We start from the raw sequence: 25,740 nt of genomic DNA on the forward strand, positions 1-25,740 counted from the left end.
CGGTTGGACATCTCGGCGATCCTCGAAGACATCCGCGAGCATTGGCACGTCTACGCCACGATGCCCTTCATCGCCGCGCTCATCGGCTACATCACGAAACGCGTCGCCATCGAGATGATGTTCCGGCCGCTGGAGTTCGTCGGGATCAAACCCTTCTTCGGCTGGCAGGGGGTCATCCCGGCCAATTCGCGCCGGATGGCGACGACCGCCGTCGACCTGCTGACCAAGAACCTCGTCGATCCGCAGGAGATCTTCTCCCGGCTCGATCCCGACGAGGTGGTCAAGGAACTGGAGGAGCCGCTCCTCAAGGCCGTCGAGGACGTCACCCGCGAGGTGATGGAGCAGTACCAGCCCAGACTGTGGGAACTGCTGCCGACGCGTGCGCAGCGGATGCTGGTCGACCAGGTCCGCGCGCAGGCGCCGAAGGTCGTCGCACGGCTGATGCGCGAGGTGTCGACGGACATCGACGAGGTCCTCGACGTCAACGAGATGCTGATCAACGCGATGGTCCGCGACAAATCGCTGACCTGCCGCCTGATCAAGGAGGTCGCGACCCCGGAACTCCGGTTCATCGCCCGGTCCGGGATCTACTTCGGCTTCGTCATCGGTCTCGTCCAGTTCGTCGCGTGGGCGCTGACGAAACAGCCGTTGATCATGCCGATCTTCGGTTTCGTCACCGGGTTCGTCACGGACTGGCTGGCCCTGAAGATGATCTTCTACCCGCGTGAGCCGCGCAGGTTCCTGTTCTTCAGCTGGCAGGGCATGTTCCAGAAGCGCCGTCAGGCGGTCGCCAAGGACTACGGTGCGCTGATCGCGGACGAGGTCCTCACCGTGCGGAACGTGATGGAGGCCGTGCTCACCGGGCCCAAGTCGGACAAGCTGTTCGCGATGATCACGCGCGAGGTGCAGCGGACCATCGACGCGCAGGCGAGTATCGCGAAACCGTTGGTGGCGCTGACCGTCGGCGGCGTGCAGTACCAGGAGATGAAGAAGGCCGCGGCGGCGAAGACGATCGCGTATCTCCCCGAAACGGTGAAACACGTGGAGAGCTACGCCACTGACGCGCTCGACGTCCGCAACACCATCGTCTCGAAGATGCAGCAGCTGACCCCGCTCGAGTTCGAAGGGATCCTGCGTCCCGCCTTCCAGCAGGACGAATGGAAGCTGATCGCGGTCGGCGCGGTGATCGGCGGGCTCGTGGGTGAACTTCAGGTCCTGCTACTCCTCCATTGAGGACCGGCGGCTAGGTTCCCCTCAAGCGAGACGCGGGAGGGGCTTCGAGTGGACGCCGTCATCGCCGACCTCGGCGAGCACTGGCCGGTGTACGTCACCATGCCGTTCATCGCGGCGCTGATCGGCTACGTCACCAAACGCGTCGCCATCGAGATGATGTTCAAACCGGTGGAATTCGTCGGCGTCAAACCGTTCCTCGGCTGGCAGGGCGTACTGCCGGCGAACGCCGAGCGGATGGCGGCCACCGCCACCGAAATGCTGACGAACAACCTCGTCGACCCGAAGGAGATCTTCGCCAGGCTCGACCCGGCCCAGGTGGCGAAGGAGATCGAGCAGCCGCTGCTGCGGATCGTCGAGGACGTCACGCGCGAGGTCATGGAGCAGTACCAGCCGAGGCTCTGGGAAGTACTGCCGAACACCGCCCAGCAGATGCTGCTGAAACGCGTGCAGGCCGAGGCGCCGCGCGCGATCACGAAGATCATGGGCGAGATCGCGGAGAACATCGAGGACGTCCTCGACCTCAAGCACATGGTCGTGACGAACCTCGTGCGCGACAAAGCCTTGCTGAACCGGCTGATCCGCGACATCTCGCGGCCCGAGATGCGGTTCATCGCGCGGTCGGGGATCGTGTTCGGGTTCTCCCTCGGCTGTGTGCAGCTGCTCGTGTGGGCGCTGACGAAGTCGCCGATCGTGCTGCCGCTGTTCGGTGTCGGCATCGGCTGGTTCACCGACTGGATCGCCCTCAAGATGATCTTCCTGCCGCGGGAGCCGAAACGGTTCTTCGGCTTCTACACCTGGCAAGGCGTGTTCCAGAAACGCAAGGACCAGGTCGCCGCCGACTACGGCGACATGATCGCACGCGAGATCATCACCATCCCGAACCTGCTCGAAGCCGTGCTGAGCGGGCCGAAGTCGGACAAGCTGTTCACGATGATCACCCGCGAGGTGCAGCGGACCATCGACACGCAGGCGAGCGTGGTGAAACCGTTCGTCGCGATGGCCGTCGGGAGCCGGAAGTTCCAGGAGATGAAGCAGACAGCGGCCACGAAGGCGGCGGCACGGATCCCGGAGACGATCCGGCACGCGGAGGGTTACGCGGTCAACGCGCTCGACGTCCGGAACACCATTGTGGACAGAATGCGACGGCTGAACCCGCTCGAATTCGAGCAGTTGCTGCGTCCGGCGTTCCGGCAGGACGAGTGGAAGCTGATCGCCGTCGGCGCGGTGATCGGCGGCCTTGTCGGTGAACTTCAGGTGCTTCTGCTGCTTCACTGACGGCCAGCCGATACGGTTCCCATCCCACCCGAGCGAGGAGGTCCCATGGACGCCGTCCTCGACGACCTCGCGCGACATTGGTGGCTTTACGCCGCGATCCCGTTCATCGCGGCGCTGATCGGCTACGTCACCAAACGCGTCGCCATCGAGATGATGTTCAAGCCGCTGGAGTTCGCCGGGATCAAACCGTTCCTCGGCTGGCAGGGCGTGGTGCCCAAACACGGCGGGCGGATGGCCGCCGTCGCGACCGAATTGCTGACGTCGAACCTGCTGGACGTCAAGGAGGTCTTCCGCCGGATCGATCCGGCGATCATCACGCGCGAGATCGAGCAGCCACTGCTGCGGGCCGTGGACGACGTCGCCCGCGAAGTGCTCGAAAAGCACCATCCCAGGCTCTGGGAAGTGATGCCGACGATGGCGCAGGAGCTGCTGATCAAGCAGGTCCAGGCGTCGACGCCGCGGCTGGTGCGCGAGTTCATGGCGGAGATGACCGAGAACCTCGACGAGGTGCTCGACTTCCAGCACATGACCGTGCAGCGGCTCACCAGGGACAAGAAGCTGCTCGTCCGGCTGATCCGCGAGACGTCCCGGCCGGAGATGGCGTTCATCGCGCGCACGGGGATCTACTTCGGCTTCGGGCTCGGCGTCGTGCAGGCGTTCGTCTGGGCGGTGACGAAGGAACCGTGGGTGCTGCCGATCTTCGGCGGCTGCATCGGGCTGTTCACCGACTGGCTGGCGATCAAGCTGATCTTCGTGCCGCGTGAGCCGGTGCGGGTCGGCCGGGTGATCCTGCAGGGCAAGTTCCAGCGACGGCGGGCCGAGGTCGCGCGCCAGTACGGCGAGATGATCGCGAACGAGATCCTCACCGTGCCGAACCTGCTCGACGCCGTCCTGCGCGGACCGCGGTCGGACCGGCTGTACGCGCTGGTCGAACGGCTCGTGGCGCACGCCGTCGACGAGCAGGCGAGCGTCGCGAAACCGATGGTCGTGATGGCCGTCGGCGGGCAGCGGCTGCAGGAGATCAAGCAGGCGGCGGCGCGGAAGGCACTGGAGCGGCTGCCGCCGACGATCCGCCACGCCGAGGGCTACCTGACCGAGGCGATGGACGTCGCGAAGATCGTCGAACGGCGGATGCTCGGGCTGACGCCGCTGGAGTTCGAGGGGCTGCTGCGCCCGGCGTTCCGGCAGGACGAGTGGAAGCTCATCGCGGTCGGCGGGCTCATCGGCTTCCTGGTCGGGGAGCTCCAGGTCCTGCTGATGCTCCACTGATCGCCGGATCGCGGAGTCCGGATCGCGGGCGTGTCCCGCCGTCCTGAAGGCCCCCTTTGAGGCGTTGATCGTCTTGAAGGGGGCCTTCAGGACGACGGAGGCATCGCGTTTAGCGGGCTGAACGCGATCTGTGGGGGGCGGAAGTGAGGCGTTCTCACGTGCGGGAGACACGGGATGATTACGGTGGAGGGGTGGCGTCCGAACCCCAGCAGCTGCCAGCCGTCCACGAGGCATGGCTTCCGCGCGAGCACGCGTTGCACCGTCCCCGGCACGGTGGCAGGCAGCTGACCGCGCTGATCAGCGCGCTGCTGTTCTTCACCACCCCCGCGCTGCTGTGGGTGTTCGGCGTGCGGCCGGGCGAGATCGAGAACCACAAGCTCGCGAGCTTCCCCGGCCTGGACAAGGGCTGGGGCTTCTTCACCGACATGCCCGCCTGGGCCATCGACCAGCTGTCGTTCCGGCCGGGCGCGATCGCCGCCACCGACGCGATCAGCCGCGGGGTCTTCGGCGAGGGCGCCCCGCTCGACCAGCCGCCACCGCAGCAGCAGGCGGGCCCGATCCCCGCTCCGCCGGCGCCGACACCGTCCAAGACCGCGCCCACCCAGGGCCCGGTGCCGAACGCCGCGTCCGGCTACCGCCGCGTCGTGCAGGGCCGCGACGGCTGGCTGTACTACGGCTACGACGCCGACGCGAAATGCGATCCGTCCCGCCCCCTGCCCGAGACGATCGACAAGATCAACGAGCTGCGGCGCGCGGTCGAGCAGTCCGGGAGGCGGTTCGAACTCGTCGTCGCGCCGGACAAGTCGACGATGGTCCCGCAGTTCCTGCCCGACACCTACCCCGGCAAGGACTGCTCGCGCTCGGCCGAAGCGCCCACCTGGCACCGGATGCTCAAGGACGCCCGCGCGATCGACCTCCGGCCCGAACTGCGCGCGTCCGAGGGCCGGGTGCAGCATCCGATCTACCCGCCGAACGACACCCACTGGGCCGACGAGGGCGCGCTGGTGATGACGCGCGCCATCGCGAACGCGATCAAACCGGGGGTCACGCAGACCTGGGTCAGCGTTCCCGTCGGCCAGTACGACACCGTCGCCGACCTTCCACCGCTGATCAGCAAGCAGGGCACGAAGACGAACACGCTGTACAGCCTCCGCCCGGACGGCGTCGTCGAGCGCGCGGGCGAGCCGAACGGCGACATCGACAAGCCGGTGTACCGCACGGCGAGCCCGCTGATCGGGACCGTGGACGAGAAGGTCCTGATCTACGGCGACTCGTTCACGAAGGCGTCTTCGCGGTATCTCTCGGGCGCTTTCACGAACCTGACGATGCTCGCGCACTTCACGCAGAAGACGTCACAGGCCGAGGCCGTCGACGCTTTCGTGAACGCGAACGTCGTGGTCCTCGAAGCCGTGGAACGCAGTGTGGCCGGTGGTCAGCTCGCGTTCATCGACCCCGGTTTCCTCGAAGCGGTCAAGAAGGCGCTCGCCGAGCACCCGATCCGCTAGCGCAAAGCGGGCTGCGGCACCGCCGTCGGCTCCACGCGGACCCGCGAGCTCCGGCCGCGCAGCCAGGCGATGAGGCGGCAGACCAGGTAGATCACGAACGAGATCGTCGTGACGAACGCGCTCACCGGTTTGCCCGGCGCGAGCGAAAGGATGATCCCGCCGAGCGCCGCGATCTCCGCGAACACGATCGACAGCACCGTCGCCTTCCACGGGCTCGCCGTGACCCGCGCGGCCGCCGCGGCCGGGGTCACCATCAGCGAAACCACCAGCAGCGCGCCGACGATCTGCACACCGAGCGCGCTCGAAATCCCGACCAGCACCGCGAAGATCAGCGAAAGCAGTCGCACCGGGACACCGCGCGCCGACGCGACCGCGGGGTCGACCGTGGCGAACAGCAGCGGCCGGTAGATCACCGCGAGCACCACCAGCACGACGACCGAGGCGCCGAGGAGCAGGTTCAGGTTGGTCGAGTCGATGGTGATGATCTGCCCGACGAGGATGCCGAACTTGTTGGCGCTGCGGCCTTCGTAGAACGACAGCAGCAGGACACCCATGCCGAGTCCGAAGGCGAGGATCACGCCGATCACGGAGTCGCGTTCGGACTCGCGGCCGCCGAGGATCCCGATCAGCAGGGCGGCGATGACCGCGCCCGCGAGGCCGCCGAGTTCGACGCCGACCCCGAGCAGCAGCGCGCCCGCCGCGCCGGTGAAGGCCAGTTCGGCGGTGCCGTGCACGGCGAACGACATCCGCCGCATGACCACCAGCGGGCCGAGCACGCCCGCCACCAGGCCGAGGACAGCGGCCGCGAGCAGCGCCGTCTGCACGAAGTCGAGGCCGAGGAGTTCGCCGGTCAGGGCGAAGTCGAACATCTTGTCCACGGCGTTTATCCGGCCTGTTCGTCGATGTGGTGGGGTTCGTCCTCGCACAGCGCGCTCTGCGCCCCGGCGACGTGGATCTGCCCGCCGACCTTGAGCACCTCGATCCGCGTGCCGTACAGCTCGGACAGCGTCTCCGAGTTCATCACCTCGTCCGGCTTGCCGACCCGGAACTGGCCGTTCACCAGATACAGCACCCTGTCCACATAGGACAGGATCGGGTTGATCTCGTGGGTGACGAACAGGACGGCGGTGTCGGCCGAACGCCGCCGCTCGTCGATGAGCTCGCTCACCGCGCGCTGGTGGGCGAGGTCGAGGGAGAGCAGCGGTTCGTCGCACAGCAGGACTTCGGGGTCTCCGACCAGCGACTGCGCGACGCGGAGCCGCTGCTGCTCGCCACCGGAAAGCCGCCCCACCGGCCGCTTCGCGTACGCCTGGGCGCCGACGGCGTCGATCGCCCGCGCCACCAGCTGGCGTCGTTTCGAGATTCCGAACAGGCCGGTGCCCCACCGGTGCCCGTCCAGGCCGAGGCCGACCAGGTCCACCCCGCGCATCGTCAGGCCCTCGTCGAGGGCGCGCTGCTGCGGGATGTAGCCGATCCGCCGGTTCTGCCCGCCGGGGCGCCGCCCCGCGATCTCGACCGTGCCCTCGGGCAGTCCTTGCTGGCCGAGCAGCACCTTGAGCAGGCTGCTCTTCCCGGAGCCGTTCGGCCCCAGGATCGCGAGGAACTCACCGGGCTCGACGTCGAGGTCGAGTCCGGACCAGAGGGTCCTGGCGCCGAACGCGAGGCTCGCCCCGCGGACACGGACCGCGGGACGCGCCTCGGCGGGTACGGAGCTCACTACTTCAACGCTCCCGCCAGCGCGTCCACTGCCTTCGTCATCCATGCAATGTAGTCGGTCACACCCTGGGGAAGCGTTTCGGTGACGTCGACGACGGCGATCCCGGCGGTCTTGGCGTCGCCGACGACCTGCTGGGTGACCGGGGTGGTGGTCTGCGCGTTGTTGATCAGTGCCTTGACCTGCTTGCCGGTGATCAGCTGCTTGACCTGGTTGAGCGCGGCGGCGGGCACGTCCTGCTCCGCTTCCACGGCCGCGGCGAAGGCGGGCGGGGTCGCGTCGGTGACCTTCGCGCTGTCGAGCAGGTAGTGCGCGACCGGTTCGGTCGCGACGACCTTGCCGCCCGAGGTGCCCAGCCCGGAGACCTTCTTCAGCAGTTCCTCGGTCTTGCCCTTGAACGCGGTCGCGTTGGCGGTGAAGGCATCCTTCGACGCGGGCTGGATCTCGCCGAGCTTCGCGGCGACCTGGTCGGCGATCTTCTCGACGCCGGGCAGGCTGTACCAGACGTGCTCGTTCTCGTTGCCGGTCGCGGCGATGTCGACGGCGACCAGCTTCTGCGCGCCGGTGGCCTGGTCGGCGAGCTTCGAGAAGAACTCGTCGTAGCCGCCGCCGTTGGACAGCGTCAGCTTCGCGTTCTTCGCGGCGATGGCGTCGCTCGCGGTGGTCTCGTAGGAGTGCGGGTCGGCCGAGGGGTCGTGGATGATCGAGGTGACCTCGACCTTGTCGCCGCCGACCGCGGTCACGACACTGCCCCAGACGTCGGTCGAGGCGACGACCTTGATCTTCTCGCCGCCGGGGTTCGCGGCGGACGCGTTCTGCGAACCGGAGCCCGCGGAGGCCTTGTCACTCGACGCGCAAGCCGTCGCGCCGAGCGCGAGGACGGCGAGGGCCGACACGGCCGCGAAAACACTCTTGGTACGGCGGGAATTCATTTACTGCACTCCTGCGGATGCCCAGGCCAGGTGTCCCAGATGCCGGGTAATGGAAACCGTTGTCAGATTCAACTGTACCCCATCCGGCTGACAGAGCCCGCCGTCCAGGCCCGAGCTGTACCCAGGGTCACTCTGAATCGAGACCTGCCACACGTCGGGTGATGCTTCTGCAAAACGTTCTGAACCGTTACGGTTTGCGGATGGGCCGTCCTATTCGCACCAGGAGGCAGGCGACACTGGCGTCGTTGGCCGCGGAGCTCGGTGTGTCGAGGACCACCGTCTCCAACGCCTACAACCGACCCGACCAGCTGTCCCCTGAGCTGCGCCGCCGCGTCCTCGAGACCGCGCGCCGCCTCGGCTATCCGGGCCCGGACCCGGTGGCCCGTTCACTGCGGACACGCAAGGCGGGTGCTGTCGGTCTTTTGCTCACCGAGAACCTCTCCTACGCCTTCCGCGACCCGGCCGCCGTCGGCGTGCTCGAAGGACTCGCGCTGGCCTGCGAGGACGCGGGCGTCGGTCTGCACCTGGTCCCGGCGAGCCCCGGCAACGAGGACGTCGCGGCCGTGCACCGCGCGGGTGTCGACGGTTTCGTCGTCTATTCGGTGCCCGACGACGACCCGCATCTCGGCGCCGTGCTGGAACGCCCGGTGCCGACGGTGATCATCGACCAGCCGCGGGTGGACGGCGTCGACCGGGTCGGCCCGGACGACGCGGCCGCGGTCACCGCCATGGCCGAGCACCTCATCTCGCTGGGACACCGGCAGATCGGCGTGCTGTGCATGCGGCTGGCCCGCGAACGCAACGACGACTTCGTCTCCATCCAGCGGCAGAGCGCCGCGCATTTCCACGTCCAGCGGATCCGGCTGGAGGCGCTGGCCGCCGCGTTCTCGGCGGCCGGGGTCGACTGGGCGACGGTGCCGGTCGTCGAGCGTTTCGACCACACCGTGGACGACGGCGCGTCGGCCGCGCGACAGCTGCTCGACGCATATCCGCAGGTCACGGCCGTGATCTGCACTTCGGACATCCTCGCGCTCGGCGCGCTCGCCGAAGCGGAACGCCGCGGGCTGCGCGTACCGCTGGATCTGACGGTCACCGGATTCGACGGCATCACCGAGGCCGAACGTTCCGGGCTCACCACGGTCCACCAGCCGGTGCTCGAAAAGGGCAAGGCGGCGGGCAAGCTGCTGCTCAGCTCGGCCGACCGGGTCGGGCCGAAGGTCATCACCCTGCAGACGGAACTGCGGGTCGGCCGCACGTCGGCGCCGCCGCGGACGGCAGAGGAACGCTGGTTCGGGCCGTGATGTAGCCCGTAAAGCGTTGCTCTCACCGGGCGTGTCCGTTCAAATGGTCACGTGACCTCCATAGACGTACTTCTCAAGCGAAACCAGGAGCTGGGCGACGTCACTCCTGGTGACCGGTCGTCCCCGAGGCCATCACTCCAGGTGGCGATTCTGACCTGCATGGACGCCCGCATCCGGGTGTTCGAGCTCTTCGGCCTGCTCCAGGGCGAATCTCACGTCCTGCGCAACGCCGGCGGCGTCGTCACCGACGACATGATCCGTTCGCTCGCGCTGAGCCAGCGGAAGCTGGGCACGCGCGAGGTGCTGATCGTCCAGCACACCGAATGCGGCCTCTCCATGGTGACCGAGGACGACTTCAAGGACGAACTCGAAGAGGCCTCCGGACTGCGTCCGACCTGGGCCGTCGAAGCGTTCCGCGAGGTCGAGGACAGCGTGCGCCGGTCGGTGCAGCGCGTCCGGCGCAGCGATTTCCTGCCGCACACCGACAACGTGCGCGGATTCGTCTACGACGTGAAGACGGGACACCTCACGGAGATCGCGTGACGCGCTTTCTTTAAGCTGGCCCCGTGGGCGTCGACGCGGATGTGCTGACCGAGTGGTTCGACGAGGTGGGGCGCGATCTGCCCTGGCGTGAACCGGAATGCACCGCCTGGGGCGTGCTGGTCAGCGAGATCATGTTGCAGCAGACGCCGGTCGCGCGCGTCCAGCCGATCTGGCACGAATGGATGGCGCGCTGGCCGGTGCCGTCGGCGCTGGCGGCGTCGTCCCAGGGTGAGGTCGTGCGCGCCTGGGGCAAGCTCGGCTACCCGCGACGCGCGTTGCGGTTGCACGCCGCGGCGGCGGTCGTCGCCGAAAAGCACGGCGACATCGTACCGTCCGATGTGGACACTCTGCTCGCGTTGCCCGGCATCGGCGCGTACACCGCGCGAGCCGTCGCGGCGTTCGCCTACGGCAAGCGGGCGCCGGTGGTGGACACGAACGTCCGGCGCGTGGTGGCCAGGGCGGTGCACGGCGCGGGCGACGCCGGACCGCCGTCGAACACCCGCGACATGGCCGACGTCGAGGCGCTGCTGCCGCCCGACGATGCGCCCGCCGCGAAACTCTCGGCGGCGCTGATGGAACTCGGCGCGCTCGTCTGCACCGCCCGGTCGCCGCGATGCGCGGATTGCCCGATTTACGACGACTGCGCCTGGCAGCACGCGGGCAAACCCGCCTACGCCGGGCCCGCGAAGCAGGTCCAGAAGTTCGCCGGTACCGATCGCCAGGTGCGCGGTCTGCTGCTCGACGTCCTGCGCGGTACCGAAGGCCCGGTCGAGAAGGCGCGGCTCGATCTCGTCTGGGACGAATCCGGGCAGCGCGACCGCTGCCTCGACTCTTTGCTGGTCGATGGCCTGCTCGAACAGACCGGGGACGGCCTGTTCTCTCTACCTGGCGAACACTAACGCATTACGACAAAAGTTGGTCAATGGTTGTCATCGACGCGATGGCGGGTTAGTTTTCCGGCCAACGCGCATGATGGGAGTTACGCCCGTGGCCGACTTCGACCGACGTACCGCGCTCAAGGGCGGCCTGACGGTAAGCGCCGTCGGGCTACTGGGGACGACAACGATCTCCGCCGCGGCCGCGGCGGCACAGGAACCGACGATCCACGACACGGCGGCCTGGGGTGCCCGGCCGCCGAACGGGGCGATCGAGGTGCAGAACCACAAACCGACGTACATCGTCGTGCACCACACGGTCGATCCGGGGAACGTCACCGACTACACGCTCGAACACGCCTACTGGGCGTCGCGTTCGATCCAGAATTTCCACATGGACACCCGCGGCTGGGTGGACAGCGGCCAGCAGTTCACGAACAGCCGCGGCGGGCACATCACCGAAGGGCGGCATCGCAGCCTGGAGATCCTGCGCGGCGGCAAGCAGCACGTGCTCGGCGCGAACGTGGGCAACAACAACAGCACCTGCATCGGGATCGAGAACGAAGGCCTCTACAGCAAGGAAGACGTCCCGCCCGCGCTCTGGGACTCGCTGGTGAAGATGGTCGCGTACATCGCTTCGCAGTATGGGATATCGCCGGAGTTCATCAAGGGGCACCGGGACTTCAACTCGACCGAATGCCCTGGAACCGTGCTGTACAACCGGCTTCCGGAACTGCGCACCGCGGTCGGGAAGCTGCTGGGCTCCGCGTCGCCGAAGGCGGATCTGCCGGAGTGGCCGCTGCTCAAACCCGGTGAAGCCGGACCGCGAGTACGGGTGGCCCAGGAACTCCTGCGGGCACGCGGTTTCACCGTTCCCGTCGACGGCGTCTTCGGACAGTCCACAAAGGACGCCGTCGCCGCCGTGGCGGCCCGGAACGGCCTGGAGCGCGACACCTGCGGCGCGACCGCGGCGACCGACGAGACCGGGTTCCTCGGCTCCGACGTCTGGCCGCTCATCGTGGGGTCCGGCACCGATCTGCGGGCGCTGAAAGCACGACTCGCCGGCTGAGCAGCAGCGGCGAAAGGACCAAAAGGGCGGCGCACCAAGGGAGCAGTGCTGTTCCCAGCGGCAGCAGCAGACCGCCGAGGAGGGCTCCACCGGCGACGGCGCCGTTCCAGGACGCGATCGTGAGCGACTGGGCGGCGTCGGCGGTGGGGCCCGCGATCAAGGCGGTGACGGCCTGGAAAGCGGTCGGCGCGCCGCCGAACGCCAGGCCCCACAGCGCGGCGGCGGTCAGCACCAGACCGTGGACGCCGCCGCTCAGTCCGACGAGGACGATGGCGACGGCCGTCATGGCGGTGCAGGACACCAGGACGGCGCGGGGATGACGGTCGAGCGCGGAGCCGACCGCGACCAGGCCGCCGACCGTGGCACAGCCGAACACCAGCAGCGCCGAGCCCAGCATCGACGCCGCGTCCAGCCCGGCGAGCACCGGGCCGATGTAGGTGTAGGCCACGTTGTGCCCCAACGAGAACAGCGCCACCGTCGCCAGCACGGGACGCATCCCCGGCAGCCGTGACGCGGCCAGCGGCCGGGTGGTGCCCGCCGGGTCCGCGGGTACGGCCGGCACCGCGACGAGCACCCAGGCCAGCAGCGGAACGGTGATCAGCGCCATCGCGGCGAACGCCCAGCGCCAGTCGGCCAGCTCGCCGAGCGCGGTACCGGCGGGGACGCCGAGGGCGAACCCGATCGGGGTGCCCGACATGGCCACGGCCAGCGCGCGCCCGGTGAGTCCCAGCGGGGCGAGGCGCATCGCGTAGCCGGCGACGAGAGACCACATCACCCCGGTCAGCGCCCCGGAAACGACCCTCGTGGCGAGGATCAGCGGGTACGACGAGGACAGCGCGATCAGCAGGTTGGTGACCAGGAAACCGGCGATCAGCGCCAGGAGCAAGCGTTTGCGCGGCACCCGCAGCGTCGCGCCCGTGAGCGGGATGGCGGTGAGCGCGGTGGTGATCGCGTAGACCGTCACCAGCTGCCCGGTGACCGACGGGGAGACGCCGAGGTCCGCCGACATGCCCAGCAGCAGCCCGGCGGGCAGCACCTCGGTGAGGCAGCCGAGGAAGACCGTCGTCGTCAGGGCGAGCAGCGCAGGGAGGGGCAGCATGCCCCGACGATCTCTTCCCCGGACCGGCGCGGGTAGTCCCTGGCGGGTATGCCGCGGGGTTATCGGCCCGGATAACCCCGCGGCATGCCCGGCTGGCAGTGCCGCGCGCCGCGCGGACGTACGCACGATGGCCGGGCACCCTCCCCTGTAGAGAGAAGGCTCGTTCATGACCGTGCGGATTCGGTGGCAGGAGCCACTGTGCACCGCGTTGCTCGCCACCACGATGATCGGCACCTGCCAGGCTTCGGCGGTGGCTCAGCCGGCACCCGGCAGCGACGGCTACGTGCACGTCTCGCCCGATGGCACCGTCCTCGGACCCGATCCCTACTACCCGAAGGACGGCAACGGCGGCTACGACGTCGACAAGTACTCGCTCGCGCTGGACTACTCGCCGTACTCGATGCTGTTGAGCGGCAAGGCGACGATCACCGCGACGGCCACCCAGGACCTGAGCCGGTTCGACCTCGACCTGCGCGGCCTCACCGTCCGCTCGGTCACCGTCGACGGGGTGGCCGCGACGTTCCGGCGCTCGGGCGAACACGAACTGGTGATCACCCCGCGGACCCCGTTGACCGCGGGCAAGGGGTTCACCGTGGTGGTCGGTTACGACGGGCGGCCGGAGCCGCTCACCACGGCGCGCGGCCGGGTCGGCTGGCTGGCCACCTACGGCGATTCCGCCGTGGCCACCGGCCAGCCGCGGTCTGCGATGACCTGGTTCCCGGTCAACGGAACCGAAGTCGACAAAGCGGCCCTGCGGGTCTCCGTCACCGTCCTGGACGAATTCTCCGTGATGGGCAACGGTTTCCAGGTCTCCGACATCCCCGCCGGCGTCGGACGGCACACCGTCACCTGGTCGGAGGACACCGCCCTCGCACCGAGCACGGCGATGCTCGGCATCGGGCGCTGGGAAGTCGAAAAGATCACGCTTCCCGGTGGCCGGACGGCGATCAACGCCTACCACCCGTGTGCCGTCGACAAGCGGCAGATCGGCGGACGGCTGCCCGAGGTGCTGGAGTTCCTCACCGGGAAGTTCGGCGACTACCCGCAATCGGCGGCTGGCGGCCTGTTCCTCGACCGCTCCCTCGGCTACACGCACGGCGCCCAGACCCGGCCGGTGTACGGCCGCACGGCCACCGTCGCCGATCTGGTGTACGCCACCGCGTACCAATGGTGGGGGGCGGGGGTGACCGGCAAGATGTGGCGCGACACGCTGATGCCCGAGTCCATCGCGCAATACGCGGTGTGGCTGTGGGACGAGGCCAAGAACGGCGTCGACCTGGACCGGCGGTACCGCGACACGGTGACCAAGGTGGGCGCGGACCCGGCTTTCTGGGCGCCCAAGCTCACCGATCCCGGTAAAGGGACCGAATTCGCGCCCACCACCAAAGCCGTGCTGATGGTGCACGCGCTGCGACGGCTCATCGGCGACGACGCGTTCTTCCAGATCATGGCGGGCTTCCCGGCGATCAACCCGCAGGGAAACCAGAACTGGCACGATTTCGAGCTCTACGTCTCCGCGATGACCCAACGCGATCTCGGCGAGTTCAACGCCGCTTGGCTGGACGGCACGGTACGGCCGCCGGACGCGCTCCTCTACCCCAAGAACTGAGGTACGCGTGACTGGACGGACGACACGCGTGATCACGCGGACGACTCGCGGCGGGACCCGGCCGCGCGCGTGTCGTCCGTCCAGTCACGCGTGTCGTCCCGGCGGGAGAGCGTTGCGAAAGCCACTTTCGCAACACTGGGCGCCGGGTAAGCACTGGGGCGAAGGGGTCGTGAGCGGTAAGGACGGTTCTTCTGAGGGGTAAGGCAAAGACGGCGTGTCCGGGCGGGATGGGCGATCTTGCGTGATCAGACGCGGAACTCGCGTGATCAGAGACGGATCACGCGAGCCGCGTCTCCCACGACACGGTTGACTTACCCCTCAAAAGCAGCCATTACCGCTCACGACGCTTTTCCAGGTACGCGGCGTAGACCGGCGCCGTCCTCGCCTCGGCCCAGTACGACTCGACCACGGCGGCGAGCAGCTCCTCCTGCCGTCCCGCCACGAAGGTCTCCCGGTTCCAGGCGAGAATATGCCTGCGCGGCAACACATCCCCGCGCAACGGCCGGGTCACGATACCGCGGTCGCACGGATCGCAGATCGGCTGCGAAAGGCCGATCGCGCCGGACCGGACCACCAGCAGCGCCACCTGCTGCGAAGTCACCTGATGAGTGACAGACGGGCTGAAACCGTTTCGCGCGCAGGCGTCGGCGAAGTATTTGGTGAACGTGGCCGCCGAAGAATCGGACACCATCACCCACGATTCGTCCCGCAGCGCACGCAGGTCGATACTTTCCTCACGCGCCAGCGGATGGTCTTCCGGCAGCAGGACGAAGGTCGGCTCGGTCACCACCACCGCGGTGTCCACGTTTTCCGGGATTTCGAGCTCGTATCCCGGATAGTCCTTGACCAGCCCCAATTCCGCACGCCGCTGGGCCAGCAGCGGCAGCAGCCGCTCGGGATGGTCGTCGTGCACGACCTGCACTTCGGCGACCTCCGGCCACAGCCGGGTCACCAGTGACGGCAGATACGCGACCAGCGCGCTGGCCACCGCGGCCACGCGGACGACGTCGGGCGGGCCGCTGGGACAGACGCGCTGCTCGATGTCTTCGAGCAGTTTGTCCAGCTGTGGAAGCAAAGCGGCCGTCCGGCGCAGCAGGAGCTCGCCCATCGGCGTCGGTTTCACACTGCCCTCGCGACGATCGAACAGCTGGTAGCCCAGCATGTTCTCCAGTCGTTTCAATTGCGCGGACACGGCGGGCTGGGTGACACCGAGAGCGATCGCGGCACGGGAAAGACTGCCCGTGTCCGCGATCGCCCGGATCACCCTCAGGTGGTGGACATCCAGCTGTACGACGTCGAACTCCTTTGTCACGAACGGGTTTTCGATCCGCCGGAAGAAGTCATCGCCGCGGGAACCGCCGCGGCCGTTGTCCGTCTGCCGAGAAGAATATACAGGAGAAAAGCACCGAGAACGGAGTTCACCGTGGCGATTCCCCACGGCAGCCAGATTCCTGCCGCCGCCCCGGCCACCCAGCAGATCAGCGCGGAGGGAACCCAGGTCGGACACGTCGCGGGCAACTCCCCGGACGCGCGGGTGGCGTCCAGATCCGGTTTCCAGCGCCGGACGACGTAGTACTCGGCGATCACCACTCCCGCCACCGGCGGCGTGAGCACGCCGACCCAGGTCAGGAAGGTGGTGAAGTGGTCGAGGATGCCGATCGCGGAGAGCACCGTGCCGAGACCGCCGAGCAGCAGGGTCGCGGTGGTGCGGTCCAGCCGCCGGGACAGCAGCACCTGCACGGTGTTCACCAGCCCGAGCGAGGACGAGTACAGGTTCCAGTCGTTGATCTTCAGGATCGCGGTGACCAGGATCAGCGTGCCGAGCACCCCGGACGACGAGGTGATGATCCCGACCACGTCGGCGCTTTTCGCCGCGTGCGCGAGCAGGACACCGATCAGGCCGATCAGGTACTGGCCGAGGGTGACGCTGACCAGGGTCTGCTTGACCACGTCGGACGCGGTGCGGTTGAACCGGGTCATGTCCGGCGTCATGATCGCGCCCATGATGAACGCGCCCGCCACCAGCGTGGTGCCCTGCGCCAGTGACATCGACGGCCCTGGCGGCTGCTCGGCGATCAACGCGGACAGCGAATGGTCACCGAGCGCGGTGACGATCGAAAAGCCTGCCAGCGCGAGGAAGGCGGGCACCGTGAGATACGCCGTCCAGGCCATCGCGTGGAAGCCGAACACGACGATGACGGTGACCAGAGCGCCACCCGCGAGCGCCCACACCCACACCGGCGGGCCGCCCATCAAGGAGTGCAGGCCGTGGGCGAACACGTCGTTCTGCACCCCGAACCAGCCCGCCAGGCTGAGCGTCATGAGAAGCCCGACCAGCGAGGACCCGCCGGTGCCGAACCCCGTCCAGCGGGCGAGCACCGACGTCGACAGCCCTTCTCTGGTGCCGGCGATGCCCATCAGGATGGTGATGATCTCCAGCAGTACCGAACCGATCGTGATGGCCAGGACCGCGTCCCGGAAGGTCATGCCGAAGCCGAGCACCGCGCCGAGCAGGAACTGGTGGAACGAGGACACCTGCCCGAACCGTTGCAGCGCGACGGAGACCCAGGAATAGCGGCGTTCGGCCGGGACCCGGCGCAGGGAGAAGTCGTCGTGTTCCACGCCTCACTCCGCCCGTTCCGGGACAGCCTGTTCGAGGACGACGAAGCCCTGCCCCGGCAGCGGCCGCCAGGACAGTTCGCCGCGGTACAGCCGTTCGAGGAACGCGACCCGCTGGTGATAGGCGAACACGGAACTGCCGACACCGGCCACGGCGACGGTGCCGACGAACATCGGCAGCTCGGCCAGGAAGTACCGGACCGCGCTGCGCAGCTGGTCACGGGTGGGGTGCTCACCTTCGGGCAGCCGCCGGTCCAGCACCCAGCCGGTGGCCCCGAGGCACTGTTCGGCGAACTCCGGGTCCAGGGCGAAGCGGTGGTGCGCCTCGGAAAGCAGGCCGAGGTAGGCGGGATCGGCTTCGAGGGCCGCGGCGTCCAGGATCAGGGTGTGCGGATCCGAAGGGCAGACCTGCAGCAACGCGCGGACGATCTTGTTCCGCGTGTAGTTGCCCTGCCGCTGGGCCTTCTGCGAGGCGCGGACCGGGTCGTAGCCGAGCGCTTCGAGGGTGAACGCGGACGGACCGTCCGGGACGAAGAAGTGAAAACCGGTGAAAGCCGACATGGCCCAGCGGGCGAGATCGGCGATCCGTTCCACCGTGAAATAGCTGTTGAACGGGCTGATGCCGATGCAGACGTGCTCGGCTCGCGCGAGTGGGTCAGCGCAATGCTCCGTGAGCGGCAGTGGTCGCAGCAAGACGGCTCCTGATTAGCGGATATGCGGGGAGAATGAGGCGTCGACCGAAGGTAGCCACGGCGAGTGACCCCCGGTATTGCCGACCGTGGTTGTCATCGCGTTATAGGAATTCACCGGATCTTTCACGCGTTCACGACAACGGTGAAATCGGCGCGACCTTCGGAGGTGCCGGACACGGGCGGAGCGCGGTATACGAAGTCATGGAGATTCAGGTTCGGCATCTTCGCGTGATATGTGAAATCGCTTCATCCGGCAGCCTCAACCGGGCGGCCGCCGGGCTGGGGCTCGGGCAGCCCGCGCTCAGCCACCAGTTGCGCCGGATCGAGCGGATGGTCGGCGGTTCCCTGTTCCACCGCGACCAGCACGGCGTGCGGCCCACCGAACTCGGCGCCCTGATCCTGCGCCGGGCCAAGGCGATCGTGCTCACCTTCGACGAACTCGAGCACGACTTCCACCGCCAGGAACCCGAGGTCGGCGAATCGATCAGGGTCGGCTGGAACGACAGCGCCATCACGGGTTCGCTGCTGGCCGGGCTGCGCGACCTGAGACCCGGCGAACCGTTCCGCACCCGCGCGGACACCTCGCGCACCCGGCTGCTCGCCCAGGTCGCGAACCGGGGTATCGACCTCGCGCTGATCATGATCTGCGGCGGGCGCGGGCTTCCGGTGCCGCCGGAGGTGCGGACCATGACCCTGGTCGAAGAGCCGTCGTTCGTCGCGGTCCCCGCCGAACACCCGCTCGCCGGCGAAGAGGAGATCGAACTCACCGAACTGGCCGGGGAGGACTGGATCGTGTCCAGCGGCGGCGACGGCTGCCGCGTGGTGTTCCGCGAGATGTGTCTCGCGCACGGTTTCGACCCCCGGATCACCCACGACGTCGACATCGACACCGCGCGGGAGGACCTGGTCAGCGGCGGGTACGGGGTCGGGCTGGTCCAGCCGACCCGGCCGCCGTCGGACGGGCTGGCCATCCGGCCGCTGGCGAACGCGCCGATGTGCGTGCGGCACGTGCTCGCCTGGCGCGAGGACGGCCCGTACGCGCCCGGTGTCCCGGAACTCGCCACCGAGGCGACGGCGGGATACTGGCGGCTCGCCGAGCGGACGGCGCCGTACCGCGGCTGGCTGCACCGCCACGGCAGGCTGGCCGCCGGATAACCCCTCGGCATGCCGAGGCGGCACTAGAGCGTGCCCCGGAAGACGCCCGACGATGGGAATCGTCAATCACGGCCGGGAAGAGAAGGGGAACCATGCTGCCATTGATCACTCGTACGGAACTGCACTCCCGAATGGAGGCCGGAACGGTGGTCGTGGTCGACACGATGCCGGTCGCTTATTTCGAAAAGGAGCATTTGCCGGAAGCGCTCAACATTCCGGGATTCCCGTACGAACAAGCTGCCGAATTCACCGATCACCTGGCACCGACGGTGCTTCCGGACAAGACCGCCGCGATCGTCGTCTATTGCGCGAACACGCCGTGCCGCAACAGTGAATTCGTCGGACGGCGCCTGCTGGAGCTCGGATACACGAACGTCCGCAAGTACCGCGAAGGCATCGAAGACTGGGTCGCGGGCGGATTGCCGACCGGATCTTCGTCCTGAGTGGATCCCCCTGCATATAAGGAGATCGTCTTGTCCAAGTGCAAACGGTTCGTCTGCGTGCTGGCCGGTGTGCTGGCGCTCATCACCGGATTCGGCAACGGCGCGGCTTCGGCCGCTCCGTCACCGATGGCAGAGAACGTGATGACGGTGACTTCAGCCAACTACGCCGAAGTCATGAACATCTCGAAGCAGAAACTGGTCATCATGGACTTCGGCGCGACCTGGTGCCCGCCGTGCCGTCAGATGAAGCCGGTGATCGAACGGCTCGCCGGTGAGTACGGCGGCAAGTTCGTGCTCGGCGAGGTCGACGTCGACCAGAGCCGCGACCTGTCCACCAAGTACAACATCCGCTACCTCCCGACGCTGGTCGGTGTCCGCAACTCGGCCGAACTGCCGTCCGCGCGGAACATCGGCTATCCGGGCGAGACCAAGCTGCGCGCCTGGATCGACGCTCAGCTGGCGAAGAAGGGCTGACCGATGACGTCGGAGAGAAACGCTTCGACGGCACCGAGGTAGGTCTCCGGCGCTTCGTCGTGCACCACGTGCCCGGCGCCTTGGACGACGATATGCCGTCCGAGGCCGCCGGGCACCCGCGCGGCCAGTTCCGCCTGCTGGCCAGGCGGCATCGCCGTCCGCTCGCCTTCGATGGCGAGCAGGGGGCACTTGACGCGCTCGACGAATTCCCAGAAGTCCCGCCGTCCCCATTCCGCCGCTATCTCGTACAGATCGGGGAGCGACGCGATCAGGTGATAGCCGTCTTCACGTTCCTCGACACATTCGACGAAGTAGTCGCCGGTGTCGCCGAAGAATTCGCGCACGTGGGCCAGCGACCGGAACGGGACCGGCCAGGATTCGAAATAGCCGCGCCATGCGTCGACGGTCCGGCCGCGCTGGTCCGGCGCGAAGTCCTCGCAGACCACGGCACGGACGAGTCCGGGATGGATGGCCGCGGTGACCCACGCGTGCAGGCCGCCCATCGAATGTCCGATCAGGACCGCGGGCTCGTCGAGGGTCCGCAGCACCGCGGCGACGTCGTCGGCGAACCGCTCCGTGCGCCAGGGCCCGCCACGCGGGCCGCGGCCGTGCCCGCGCGCGTCGAGACCGTGGACACGCCCGTACGGTTCGAGCCTTCGCGCGACCCGCCACCACGTCGTCGCCCTGCCCATCAACCCGTGCAGGAGGACGATCGGCGGCCCATCACCGCCGAAAGTGATCAACCCGTCGCGCTGAATCACCACTAAGCTCCCCTCCATGCGCAGCCGTGTCCCCGCCGCCGGTCTGGTCTCGGGGGTCGTCTGCGCCCTGATTATCGGTTGCAGCGCCGATCCTCCCCCGGCCGCGCCCCCTCCGCCGCCGCCGATGAATCCGGCGCCGGGCGCTCCGGGCGCGGGCGACCCGTACTACCCGATGGACGGCAACGGCGGCTACGACGCCGTCGAGTACCAGGTCGGGATCACTTACGACCCCGTGAAGGGGCGTCTCGACGGCGACACCACGGTGATCGCGAAAGCGACTCAGGATCTCAATCGGTACAACTTGGACTTACGCGGCTTGACGGTCCAATCCGTTGAAGTGGAGGGAAAACCGGCGAAGTTCGCCCGCGAGGGCGAATTCGAGCTGGCGGTGACACCCGCCGAGCCGATCCGGAACGGGACCACCTTCCGCACGAAGGTCGTCTACGGCGGCGACCCGTCGGCGACCCCCAAGGCGGGCGGCAGCGAGAACGGCTGGCAGAAGTCGAAGGACGGCGGCGCGTTCATCGTCGGCGAACCGCATTCGGCGTCGTTCTGGTATCCGGTCAACGAGACCCCGCGCGACAAGGCGATGTTCACCCTCACGGCGCGGGTGCCGGACGGCTGGACCGTCATCTCGAACGGGCGCGAGATCCAGAAGACCTCGGCGAACGGCTGGACCTCGACGTCCTGGCAGGAACGCACCCCCGTGGCGGCGTACCTGACCACGATGGCGATCGGCAAGTTCACCGTCGACCGGATGGCGCTTCCGGACGGGACACCGCTGGTCAACGCCTACGCGCCGGGTGCGGAGGACAGTCGTGACACCGGCAGGCGGCTGCCGGAGATCATCGGCTTCCTGACCTCGAAGTTCGGGCCGTACCCGGTGGACGCGGCAGGCGGGATCTACCTCGACGAGGACATCCATTTCTCACTGGAGACCCAGACCAGGCCGACCTACGCGAAATGGGCCGATCTGATCACCGTGGTGCACGAAACCGCACACCAGTGGTTCGGCGATTCGGTGACGCTGAATTCGTGGTCCGACATCTGCCTCAACGAATGCCTCGCGTCGTACGCGCAATGGCTGTGGCAGGAATCGCGGGACAACGAGAACCTCGACGACCGCTACCGCGCCGCGCTCGAGATCATGCGGGGAAGCCCGGATTTCTGGACCCCGAAACTGGTCGGTATGGGGGCCGGGCAGGAATTCCACGGCGTCTACGACAAAGGGATCCTGGCCGTCCACGCGCTGCGGCGGAAGATCGGCGAAGGCGCTTTCGCGCGGCTGCTGAAGGAGTGGCCCGCGGCCCATCGGAACACCAACGCTTCCTGGGCGGATTTCGAGGCGTTCACGATCAAGCTTTCGGAACAGGACCTGCGGCCGTTCTTCGACGCCTGGTTCCACGGCACGGTGATCCCGCCGGACGCCGAACTGCTTCCGGGCACCCTCCGCCGCAATTAGTCACCTGCTTGCGCCGGGTGGGTTCGACTGCTCGCGTGCCCGCCGGCTTCGAGTGTCGCGAAAGCCACTTTCGGGACGTCTGATGTCGCGAAAGTGGCTTTCGCGACGTGGGTGCTGCTGCGTGAGACCGCCGCAATCAGGTGACTAAGTGCGGAGTCGCGGGGCGGGGTAGTCCGGCAGGTCGATCCCGTTCACCACGTCCCGCATCTTCCGCGACGCCAGCGCGGCGAACGGCATGAGCCGCATCACGCGCGTCATCAGGTAGCGCAGCCGCAAGGCCGTCCGCGACTTCGCGAAGAGCGACTCCGCGTTGTCCCGCCCCATCTCCTGCGTGTTCTCGACGAACTCGCGCATGATCGCTTCGTAGCGTTTGAGCCCGCCGTCGAGGTCAGCCGCGAGTTCCCCGGCCAGGACGTACGCGCCGACGAACGCCAGGCTCGTGCCCTGTCCCGAGAGCGGTGAGGGGCAGAAGGCCGCGTCGCCCAGCAGCCCGATCCGGCCGCGCGACCAGGATTCCATGACCACCTGCGCGCACGAGTCGAAGTAGAAGTCAGGCGCTTCGTCCAGCCGCTCCAGCAGCCAGGGCGCCTCCCACTCCATCCCGGCGACGAAGCGGCGTACCAGCGCTTTCTGCGCCTCGACGTCGCGATAGTCGTAGTCGACCTGCTCCGACGTGAACCCGAAGTACGCCATCGCCTCGTCGCCGTCACGAATCCCGCGGATCCCGGCGGAGCGGCCGACGTCGTCGAAGCCGATCGCCCAGTTCCGCAGGCCGAGCCGGTTCGGCACGGTGAAGAACGCCAGGTACGAGCCCAGATGCCGGACGAACCGGGACTCCTCGCCGAAGGCAAGGGCCCGCACGCCCGAATGCAGCCCGTCCGCCCCGATGACCACGTCGAACGTCTTCCGCGAACCACTCGCGAAGGTGACGTCGACGCCGTCGGCCCGCTCGTCCAGCGCGACGATCCGGTCGCCGAAGACGTACTCCGCCTTCTCCCTGGTCGACTCGTACAGCACGTCGGTCAGGTCGCCGCGCAGGATCTCGATCTCGGCGACCACGCCGTCGCCGTCGAAGTCGTCGGCGCGGATGGTGGCCTTCGTGCGGCCCTTCCGGTCGACGAGCGTCTCGCCCCTCGTGTCCGTGCACGCCGCGCGGACGCGTTCGTCCAGCCCCATCCGGCGGAGGACCTCCTTGGCCGTTCCGCGCAGGTCGACGGCCTGACCGCCGGGGCGCAGCGAAGGCGCGCGCTCGACGACGGTCACGTCGAAGCCGTACCGGGTGAGCCAGAAGGCCAAGGCCGGGCCGGCGACGCTCGCTCCGGAGATGAGGATCTTCGTGTCAGCCATCCTCTGGAAGGTCCCACGCATCACATCGCGGCGCAAAAGAGTTTCACCGTAGGGTGGACGGCATGGCTGTCGTGAAGATCAACGCGATCGAGGTTCCCGAAGGCGCAGGCCCCGAGCTGGAGAAGCGGTTCGCCGCGCGGCTGCACGCCGTCGACAACCAGCCCGGCTTCCTCGGCTTCGAACTGCTCCGCCCGGTCTCCGGCGAAAGCCGCTACTTCGTCTACACGAAGTGGGAGTCCGAAGAGGCCTATCAGGCGTGGGCGTCCGGCCCGGCGCGTGAGGCGCACGCGGGCGAGCGCGCGAAGCCGGTCTCCAGCGGGGCGAACCTGCTGGAATTCGAGGTCGTCCAGGCTTCGAAGCCGGGTGAGTGAGCTCGAACGAGCCGCGGAACTGATCGACGGCGCCGGCGCGCTGCTCGTCTGCGCCGGTGCCGGGATGGGCGTCGACTCCGGCCTGCCCGATTTCCGGGGTGACGAGGGTTTCTGGAAGGCGTACCCGCCGTACGAGCGGCTGGGCATCAGCTTTGTCGAGCTGGCCGACCCACGACATTTCGCCGAAGACCCCGAGCTGGCCTGGGGTTTCTACGGGCATCGGCTCGCGCTGTACCGCGCCACCGTCCCGCACGACGGGTTCCGTCTCCTGCTGTCCTGGGGAGCCCGCAAACCCGGCGGGACACGCGCTTTCACGTCCAATGTGGACGGACAGTTCCAGAAGGCGGGCTATCCGCACGTCGCCGAAGCACACGGGTCCATCCATCATCTCCAATGTCTCGACCGGTGCACCGGCGAGATCTGGCCCGCGGACGACGTCGAGGTCCCGATCGACGAGGACACGATGCGCGCGCTGAAGCCGCTGCCGTCTTGCCCGCGCTGCGGTGGCCTCGCCCGGCCCAACATCCTGATGTTCGGCGACTACGACTGGCTCGGGCAGCGCAGTCAGGCCCAGCTCGACGAGCTGACCGCGTGGCGCCGCGCGCATCGCGACCTCGTGGTGGTGGAACTCGGCGCCGGGCAGGCCGTGCCGACGGTGCGGCGCTACTCGGAGCTGGCCAGCGCCGCGACCGGTGCCCTGGTCCGGATCAACCCGCGCGAGCCGCGGATCCGGCACGGGCGCGGTGTTTCGCTCGCGACCGACGGCCTCGCGACGCTCAAGGCCCTGGACGTCTTGCTCACCTCTCACGAGGCTCAGAAGCCCGATCCGTGAAGGCCTCCTTGCCTACCCTGAAGGTAGGGAAGGAGGCCTTCACGGACCAACGAGAAGTCACTTTCCGGGCAGGACGATTTCCGCGTACACCGCGTCATGATCGCTACCGGGCATGTCCAGGACCTGGAAGTCCGCGATGGCCGTCCGCTTGTCCGCCAGCACGTGGTCGATCGGCACCGGCGGCACCATCCCGTTCGTCCAAGTCCCCTGCAGCGCCTTGCCCAGCTGATCGGCCGCGTCCACGTATCCCCTGGTCAGCAGCTCCCGGAAAAGCGAGTGGTCGAGACTGGCGTTGAAGTCGCCCGCCAGGATCCGGATGTCGTGCTCGGCGTCGGCGTAGGGCAGGTCTTTGGCCTCGTCGACCCACACGTGCCTGTCCCACATCGGTGCCGCCGGATGGACCGCGACGACCTCGATCCGGACGCCGTCGCCGAGGTCCACGCTCGCGCTCGGCTGCTTGCGGTTCGAATCGCCGCTCAGCTTCAGCGGCGTGAGCGGGTACCTCGACGCCAGTCCGGAGCCGGACGCCCATTCCGCCGGGTTCAGCACGTGGAACGGCAGGAGCTGGAACAACCCGGCCCGGTCGAGCCGGGTGATCGCCTCGGGCGTCATCTCGGTCAGGCTCAGGACGTCGACCTGGTGTTCCTTCACGTAGCCGACGATCCGGTCCGGATCCGCCTGCCCGCCGAGCATGTTCGACGCGAGCACCCGGACGTGCTTGCCGCCGAGCGCCTTCTGCTCGTTCTCGAACGCGCGGGGCAGCACCAGCGCGGCGATCGTGCAGGTCAGCACCACCGCGACGGCCGCGGTCCACCAGCGGCGGAGGCCCAGCGCGAGGACGCCGAGCACCAGTGCCGCGATCCCGGCGTACGGCGTCAGCGCGAGCGCGGCGATCGTGTACGTGTTGCCGTCGTAGCCCACCAGCCGCATCGCCGTCAGCACCGCGAACGGCACGACCGCCCCGGCGAGCAGCCCGCTGACGAGCTTCCCCCGTGCGCCCCCGCGCACCCGTTCTTCGATCACCATGACGTCGAGTATGCCGATCACGAGCGCTGTGACGGCGGTCTCCACAAGACCTCCACAACCTCCTCACACCGCGCCTACCAGCGTTTATCAGTACGTGTCAGGTGCTGTCAGCGCGCTGTGCGCGGTCTGCCAGG

General features: G+C 68.2%; 25 protein-coding genes. 15 read left to right on the forward strand and 10 right to left on the reverse strand.

Features of this window, described 5'->3' with window-relative positions; translation table 11 throughout:
* Positions 1–3: 3 nt before the first annotated feature.
* The 4 genes from AMYAL_RS0114425 (at position 4) to AMYAL_RS0114440 (ending at position 5,282) form a co-directional block, all read left to right on the forward strand.
* Positions 4–1,233 carry a DUF445 domain-containing protein gene (locus AMYAL_RS0114425; protein ID WP_020632015.1) on the forward strand — a complete coding sequence of 410 codons (1,230 nt, stop codon included), beginning with the start codon at positions 4–6 and terminating at the stop codon, positions 1,231–1,233.
* A gap of 48 nt (positions 1,234–1,281) precedes the next feature.
* Positions 1,282–2,508 carry a DUF445 domain-containing protein gene (locus AMYAL_RS0114430; RefSeq protein WP_020632016.1) on the forward strand — a complete coding sequence of 409 codons (1,227 nt, stop codon included), beginning with the start codon at positions 1,282–1,284 and terminating at the stop codon, positions 2,506–2,508.
* A 45-nt stretch (positions 2,509–2,553) separates the two neighbouring features.
* Positions 2,554–3,777, forward strand: a complete 1,224-nt coding sequence (locus AMYAL_RS0114435) for a DUF445 domain-containing protein (RefSeq protein ID WP_020632017.1) — start codon at positions 2,554–2,556, stop codon at positions 3,775–3,777.
* A gap of 191 nt (positions 3,778–3,968) precedes the next feature.
* Positions 3,969–5,282: an alginate O-acetyltransferase AlgX-related protein gene (locus AMYAL_RS0114440; RefSeq protein WP_020632018.1), complete on the forward strand. Its 1,314-nt coding sequence runs from the start codon at positions 3,969–3,971 to the stop codon at positions 5,280–5,282.
* On the opposite strand, the gene AMYAL_RS0114445 is transcribed toward AMYAL_RS0114440, so the two are convergent.
* Genes AMYAL_RS0114445 through AMYAL_RS0114455 form a run of 3 tightly spaced genes read right to left on the reverse strand, consistent with a single transcriptional unit; the run spans position 5,279 to position 7,928 of the window.
* Complete coding sequence (locus AMYAL_RS0114445; RefSeq protein ID WP_020632019.1) at positions 5,279–6,160, reverse strand: metal ABC transporter permease; 882 nt, start codon at positions 6,158–6,160, stop codon at positions 5,279–5,281. The genes AMYAL_RS0114440 and AMYAL_RS0114445 overlap by 4 nt on opposite strands.
* A gap of 5 nt (positions 6,161–6,165) precedes the next feature.
* A complete protein-coding gene (locus tag AMYAL_RS0114450) occupies positions 6,166–6,999 on the reverse strand; it encodes a metal ABC transporter ATP-binding protein (RefSeq protein WP_020632020.1) in 834 nt (277 codons plus the stop codon).
* The gene (locus AMYAL_RS0114455; RefSeq protein WP_020632021.1) at positions 6,999–7,928 is read right to left on the reverse strand and encodes a metal ABC transporter solute-binding protein, Zn/Mn family; all 930 of its coding nucleotides are present in this window, start codon (positions 7,926–7,928) and stop codon (positions 6,999–7,001) included. Before AMYAL_RS0114455 ends, AMYAL_RS0114450 begins: the two co-directional genes overlap by 1 nt.
* Before the next feature lie 200 nt (positions 7,929–8,128).
* Here AMYAL_RS0114455 and AMYAL_RS0114460 point away from each other — a divergent pair, with 200 nt between their 5' ends.
* The 4 genes from AMYAL_RS0114460 to AMYAL_RS45895 all read left to right on the forward strand — a co-directional run bounded on the left by AMYAL_RS0114460 (position 8,129) and on the right by AMYAL_RS45895 (position 11,716).
* Entirely contained in the window at positions 8,129–9,229 is a 1,101-nt protein-coding gene (locus tag AMYAL_RS0114460; protein ID WP_026467068.1) for a LacI family DNA-binding transcriptional regulator, read from the forward strand.
* A 51-nt stretch (positions 9,230–9,280) separates the two neighbouring features.
* Positions 9,281–9,772 (forward strand): beta-class carbonic anhydrase, encoded by a 492-nt coding sequence (locus AMYAL_RS0114465; RefSeq protein WP_026467069.1) that lies wholly within the window; start codon positions 9,281–9,283, stop codon positions 9,770–9,772.
* A gap of 23 nt (positions 9,773–9,795) precedes the next feature.
* Complete coding sequence (locus AMYAL_RS0114470; protein WP_020632024.1) at positions 9,796–10,671, forward strand: HhH-GPD family protein; 876 nt, start codon at positions 9,796–9,798, stop codon at positions 10,669–10,671.
* 88 nt (positions 10,672–10,759) lie between these two features.
* Positions 10,760–11,716, forward strand: a complete 957-nt coding sequence (locus AMYAL_RS45895; protein ID WP_020632025.1) for a peptidoglycan recognition protein family protein — start codon at positions 10,760–10,762, stop codon at positions 11,714–11,716.
* Here the strand turns inward: AMYAL_RS45895 and AMYAL_RS0114480 are convergent.
* On the reverse strand, positions 11,661–12,815 hold the full coding sequence (locus tag AMYAL_RS0114480; RefSeq protein WP_020632026.1) for an MFS transporter: 1,155 nt from the start codon (positions 12,813–12,815) through the stop codon (positions 11,661–11,663). The genes AMYAL_RS45895 and AMYAL_RS0114480 overlap by 56 nt on opposite strands.
* 166 nt (positions 12,816–12,981) lie before the next feature.
* Between AMYAL_RS0114480 and AMYAL_RS0114485 the strand changes: the two genes are divergently transcribed.
* The gene (locus tag AMYAL_RS0114485; RefSeq protein ID WP_020632027.1) at positions 12,982–14,424 is read left to right on the forward strand and encodes a M1 family metallopeptidase; all 1,443 of its coding nucleotides are present in this window, start codon (positions 12,982–12,984) and stop codon (positions 14,422–14,424) included.
* A 331-nt stretch (positions 14,425–14,755) separates the two neighbouring features.
* On the opposite strand, the gene AMYAL_RS0114490 is transcribed toward AMYAL_RS0114485, so the two are convergent.
* The 3 genes from AMYAL_RS0114490 to AMYAL_RS0114500 are packed head-to-tail and all read right to left on the reverse strand — an operon-like array spanning position 14,756 to position 17,736.
* On the reverse strand, positions 14,756–15,736 hold the full coding sequence (locus AMYAL_RS0114490; protein WP_020632028.1) for a LysR family transcriptional regulator: 981 nt from the start codon (positions 15,734–15,736) through the stop codon (positions 14,756–14,758).
* Positions 15,733–17,046: a purine-cytosine permease family protein gene (locus AMYAL_RS0114495; protein WP_020632029.1), complete on the reverse strand. Its 1,314-nt coding sequence runs from the start codon at positions 17,044–17,046 to the stop codon at positions 15,733–15,735. Before AMYAL_RS0114495 ends, AMYAL_RS0114490 begins: the two co-directional genes overlap by 4 nt.
* A 3-nt stretch (positions 17,047–17,049) precedes the next feature.
* A complete protein-coding gene (locus tag AMYAL_RS0114500; RefSeq protein ID WP_020632030.1) occupies positions 17,050–17,736 on the reverse strand; it encodes a tRNA-dependent cyclodipeptide synthase in 687 nt (228 codons plus the stop codon).
* Positions 17,737–17,963: 227 nt separating this feature from the next.
* Between AMYAL_RS0114500 and AMYAL_RS0114505 the strand changes: the two genes are divergently transcribed.
* The 3 genes from AMYAL_RS0114505 (at position 17,964) to AMYAL_RS45900 (ending at position 19,807) form a co-directional block, all read left to right on the forward strand.
* Positions 17,964–18,890, forward strand: a complete 927-nt coding sequence (locus AMYAL_RS0114505) for a LysR family transcriptional regulator (protein ID WP_020632032.1) — start codon at positions 17,964–17,966, stop codon at positions 18,888–18,890.
* A gap of 92 nt (positions 18,891–18,982) precedes the next feature.
* On the forward strand, positions 18,983–19,333 hold the full coding sequence (locus AMYAL_RS0114510) for a rhodanese-like domain-containing protein (protein ID WP_026467071.1): 351 nt from the start codon (positions 18,983–18,985) through the stop codon (positions 19,331–19,333).
* 30 nt (positions 19,334–19,363) lie between these two features.
* Positions 19,364–19,807 (forward strand): thioredoxin family protein, encoded by a 444-nt coding sequence (locus tag AMYAL_RS45900; RefSeq protein WP_020632034.1) that lies wholly within the window; start codon positions 19,364–19,366, stop codon positions 19,805–19,807.
* On the opposite strand, the gene AMYAL_RS0114520 is transcribed toward AMYAL_RS45900, so the two are convergent.
* Positions 19,786–20,586 (reverse strand): alpha/beta fold hydrolase, encoded by an 801-nt coding sequence (locus AMYAL_RS0114520; RefSeq protein ID WP_093976514.1) that lies wholly within the window; start codon positions 20,584–20,586, stop codon positions 19,786–19,788. The genes AMYAL_RS45900 and AMYAL_RS0114520 overlap by 22 nt on opposite strands.
* Between AMYAL_RS0114520 and AMYAL_RS0114525 the strand changes: the two genes are divergently transcribed.
* The gene (locus tag AMYAL_RS0114525; RefSeq protein ID WP_026467074.1) at positions 20,585–22,030 is read left to right on the forward strand and encodes a M1 family metallopeptidase; all 1,446 of its coding nucleotides are present in this window, start codon (positions 20,585–20,587) and stop codon (positions 22,028–22,030) included. The two genes, AMYAL_RS0114520 and AMYAL_RS0114525, sit on opposite strands and share 2 nt — an antisense overlap.
* A gap of 144 nt (positions 22,031–22,174) precedes the next feature.
* Here the strand turns inward: AMYAL_RS0114525 and AMYAL_RS0114530 are convergent, their stop codons facing one another.
* Entirely contained in the window at positions 22,175–23,377 is a 1,203-nt protein-coding gene (locus tag AMYAL_RS0114530) for an FAD-dependent monooxygenase (protein ID WP_039793974.1), read from the reverse strand.
* A gap of 62 nt (positions 23,378–23,439) precedes the next feature.
* Here AMYAL_RS0114530 and AMYAL_RS0114535 point away from each other — a divergent pair, with 62 nt between their 5' ends.
* Together AMYAL_RS0114535 and AMYAL_RS0114540 are read left to right on the forward strand one after the other, a co-directional pair.
* The gene (locus tag AMYAL_RS0114535) at positions 23,440–23,748 is read left to right on the forward strand and encodes an antibiotic biosynthesis monooxygenase family protein (RefSeq protein ID WP_005165349.1); all 309 of its coding nucleotides are present in this window, start codon (positions 23,440–23,442) and stop codon (positions 23,746–23,748) included.
* Complete coding sequence (locus AMYAL_RS0114540; protein ID WP_020632038.1) at positions 23,741–24,580, forward strand: SIR2 family NAD-dependent protein deacylase; 840 nt, start codon at positions 23,741–23,743, stop codon at positions 24,578–24,580. Before AMYAL_RS0114535 ends, AMYAL_RS0114540 begins: the two co-directional genes overlap by 8 nt.
* A gap of 57 nt (positions 24,581–24,637) precedes the next feature.
* On the opposite strand, the gene AMYAL_RS0114545 is transcribed toward AMYAL_RS0114540, so the two are convergent.
* Positions 24,638–25,651, reverse strand: coding sequence for an endonuclease/exonuclease/phosphatase family protein (locus tag AMYAL_RS0114545; protein ID WP_020632039.1), 1,014 nt, complete (start codon positions 25,649–25,651; stop codon positions 24,638–24,640).
* Between the last annotated feature and the right edge of the window lie 89 nt (positions 25,652–25,740).

Origin of the sequence: Amycolatopsis alba DSM 44262, assembly GCF_000384215.1 — a bacterium.
GTDB lineage: Bacteria > Actinomycetota > Actinomycetes > Mycobacteriales > Pseudonocardiaceae > Amycolatopsis > Amycolatopsis alba.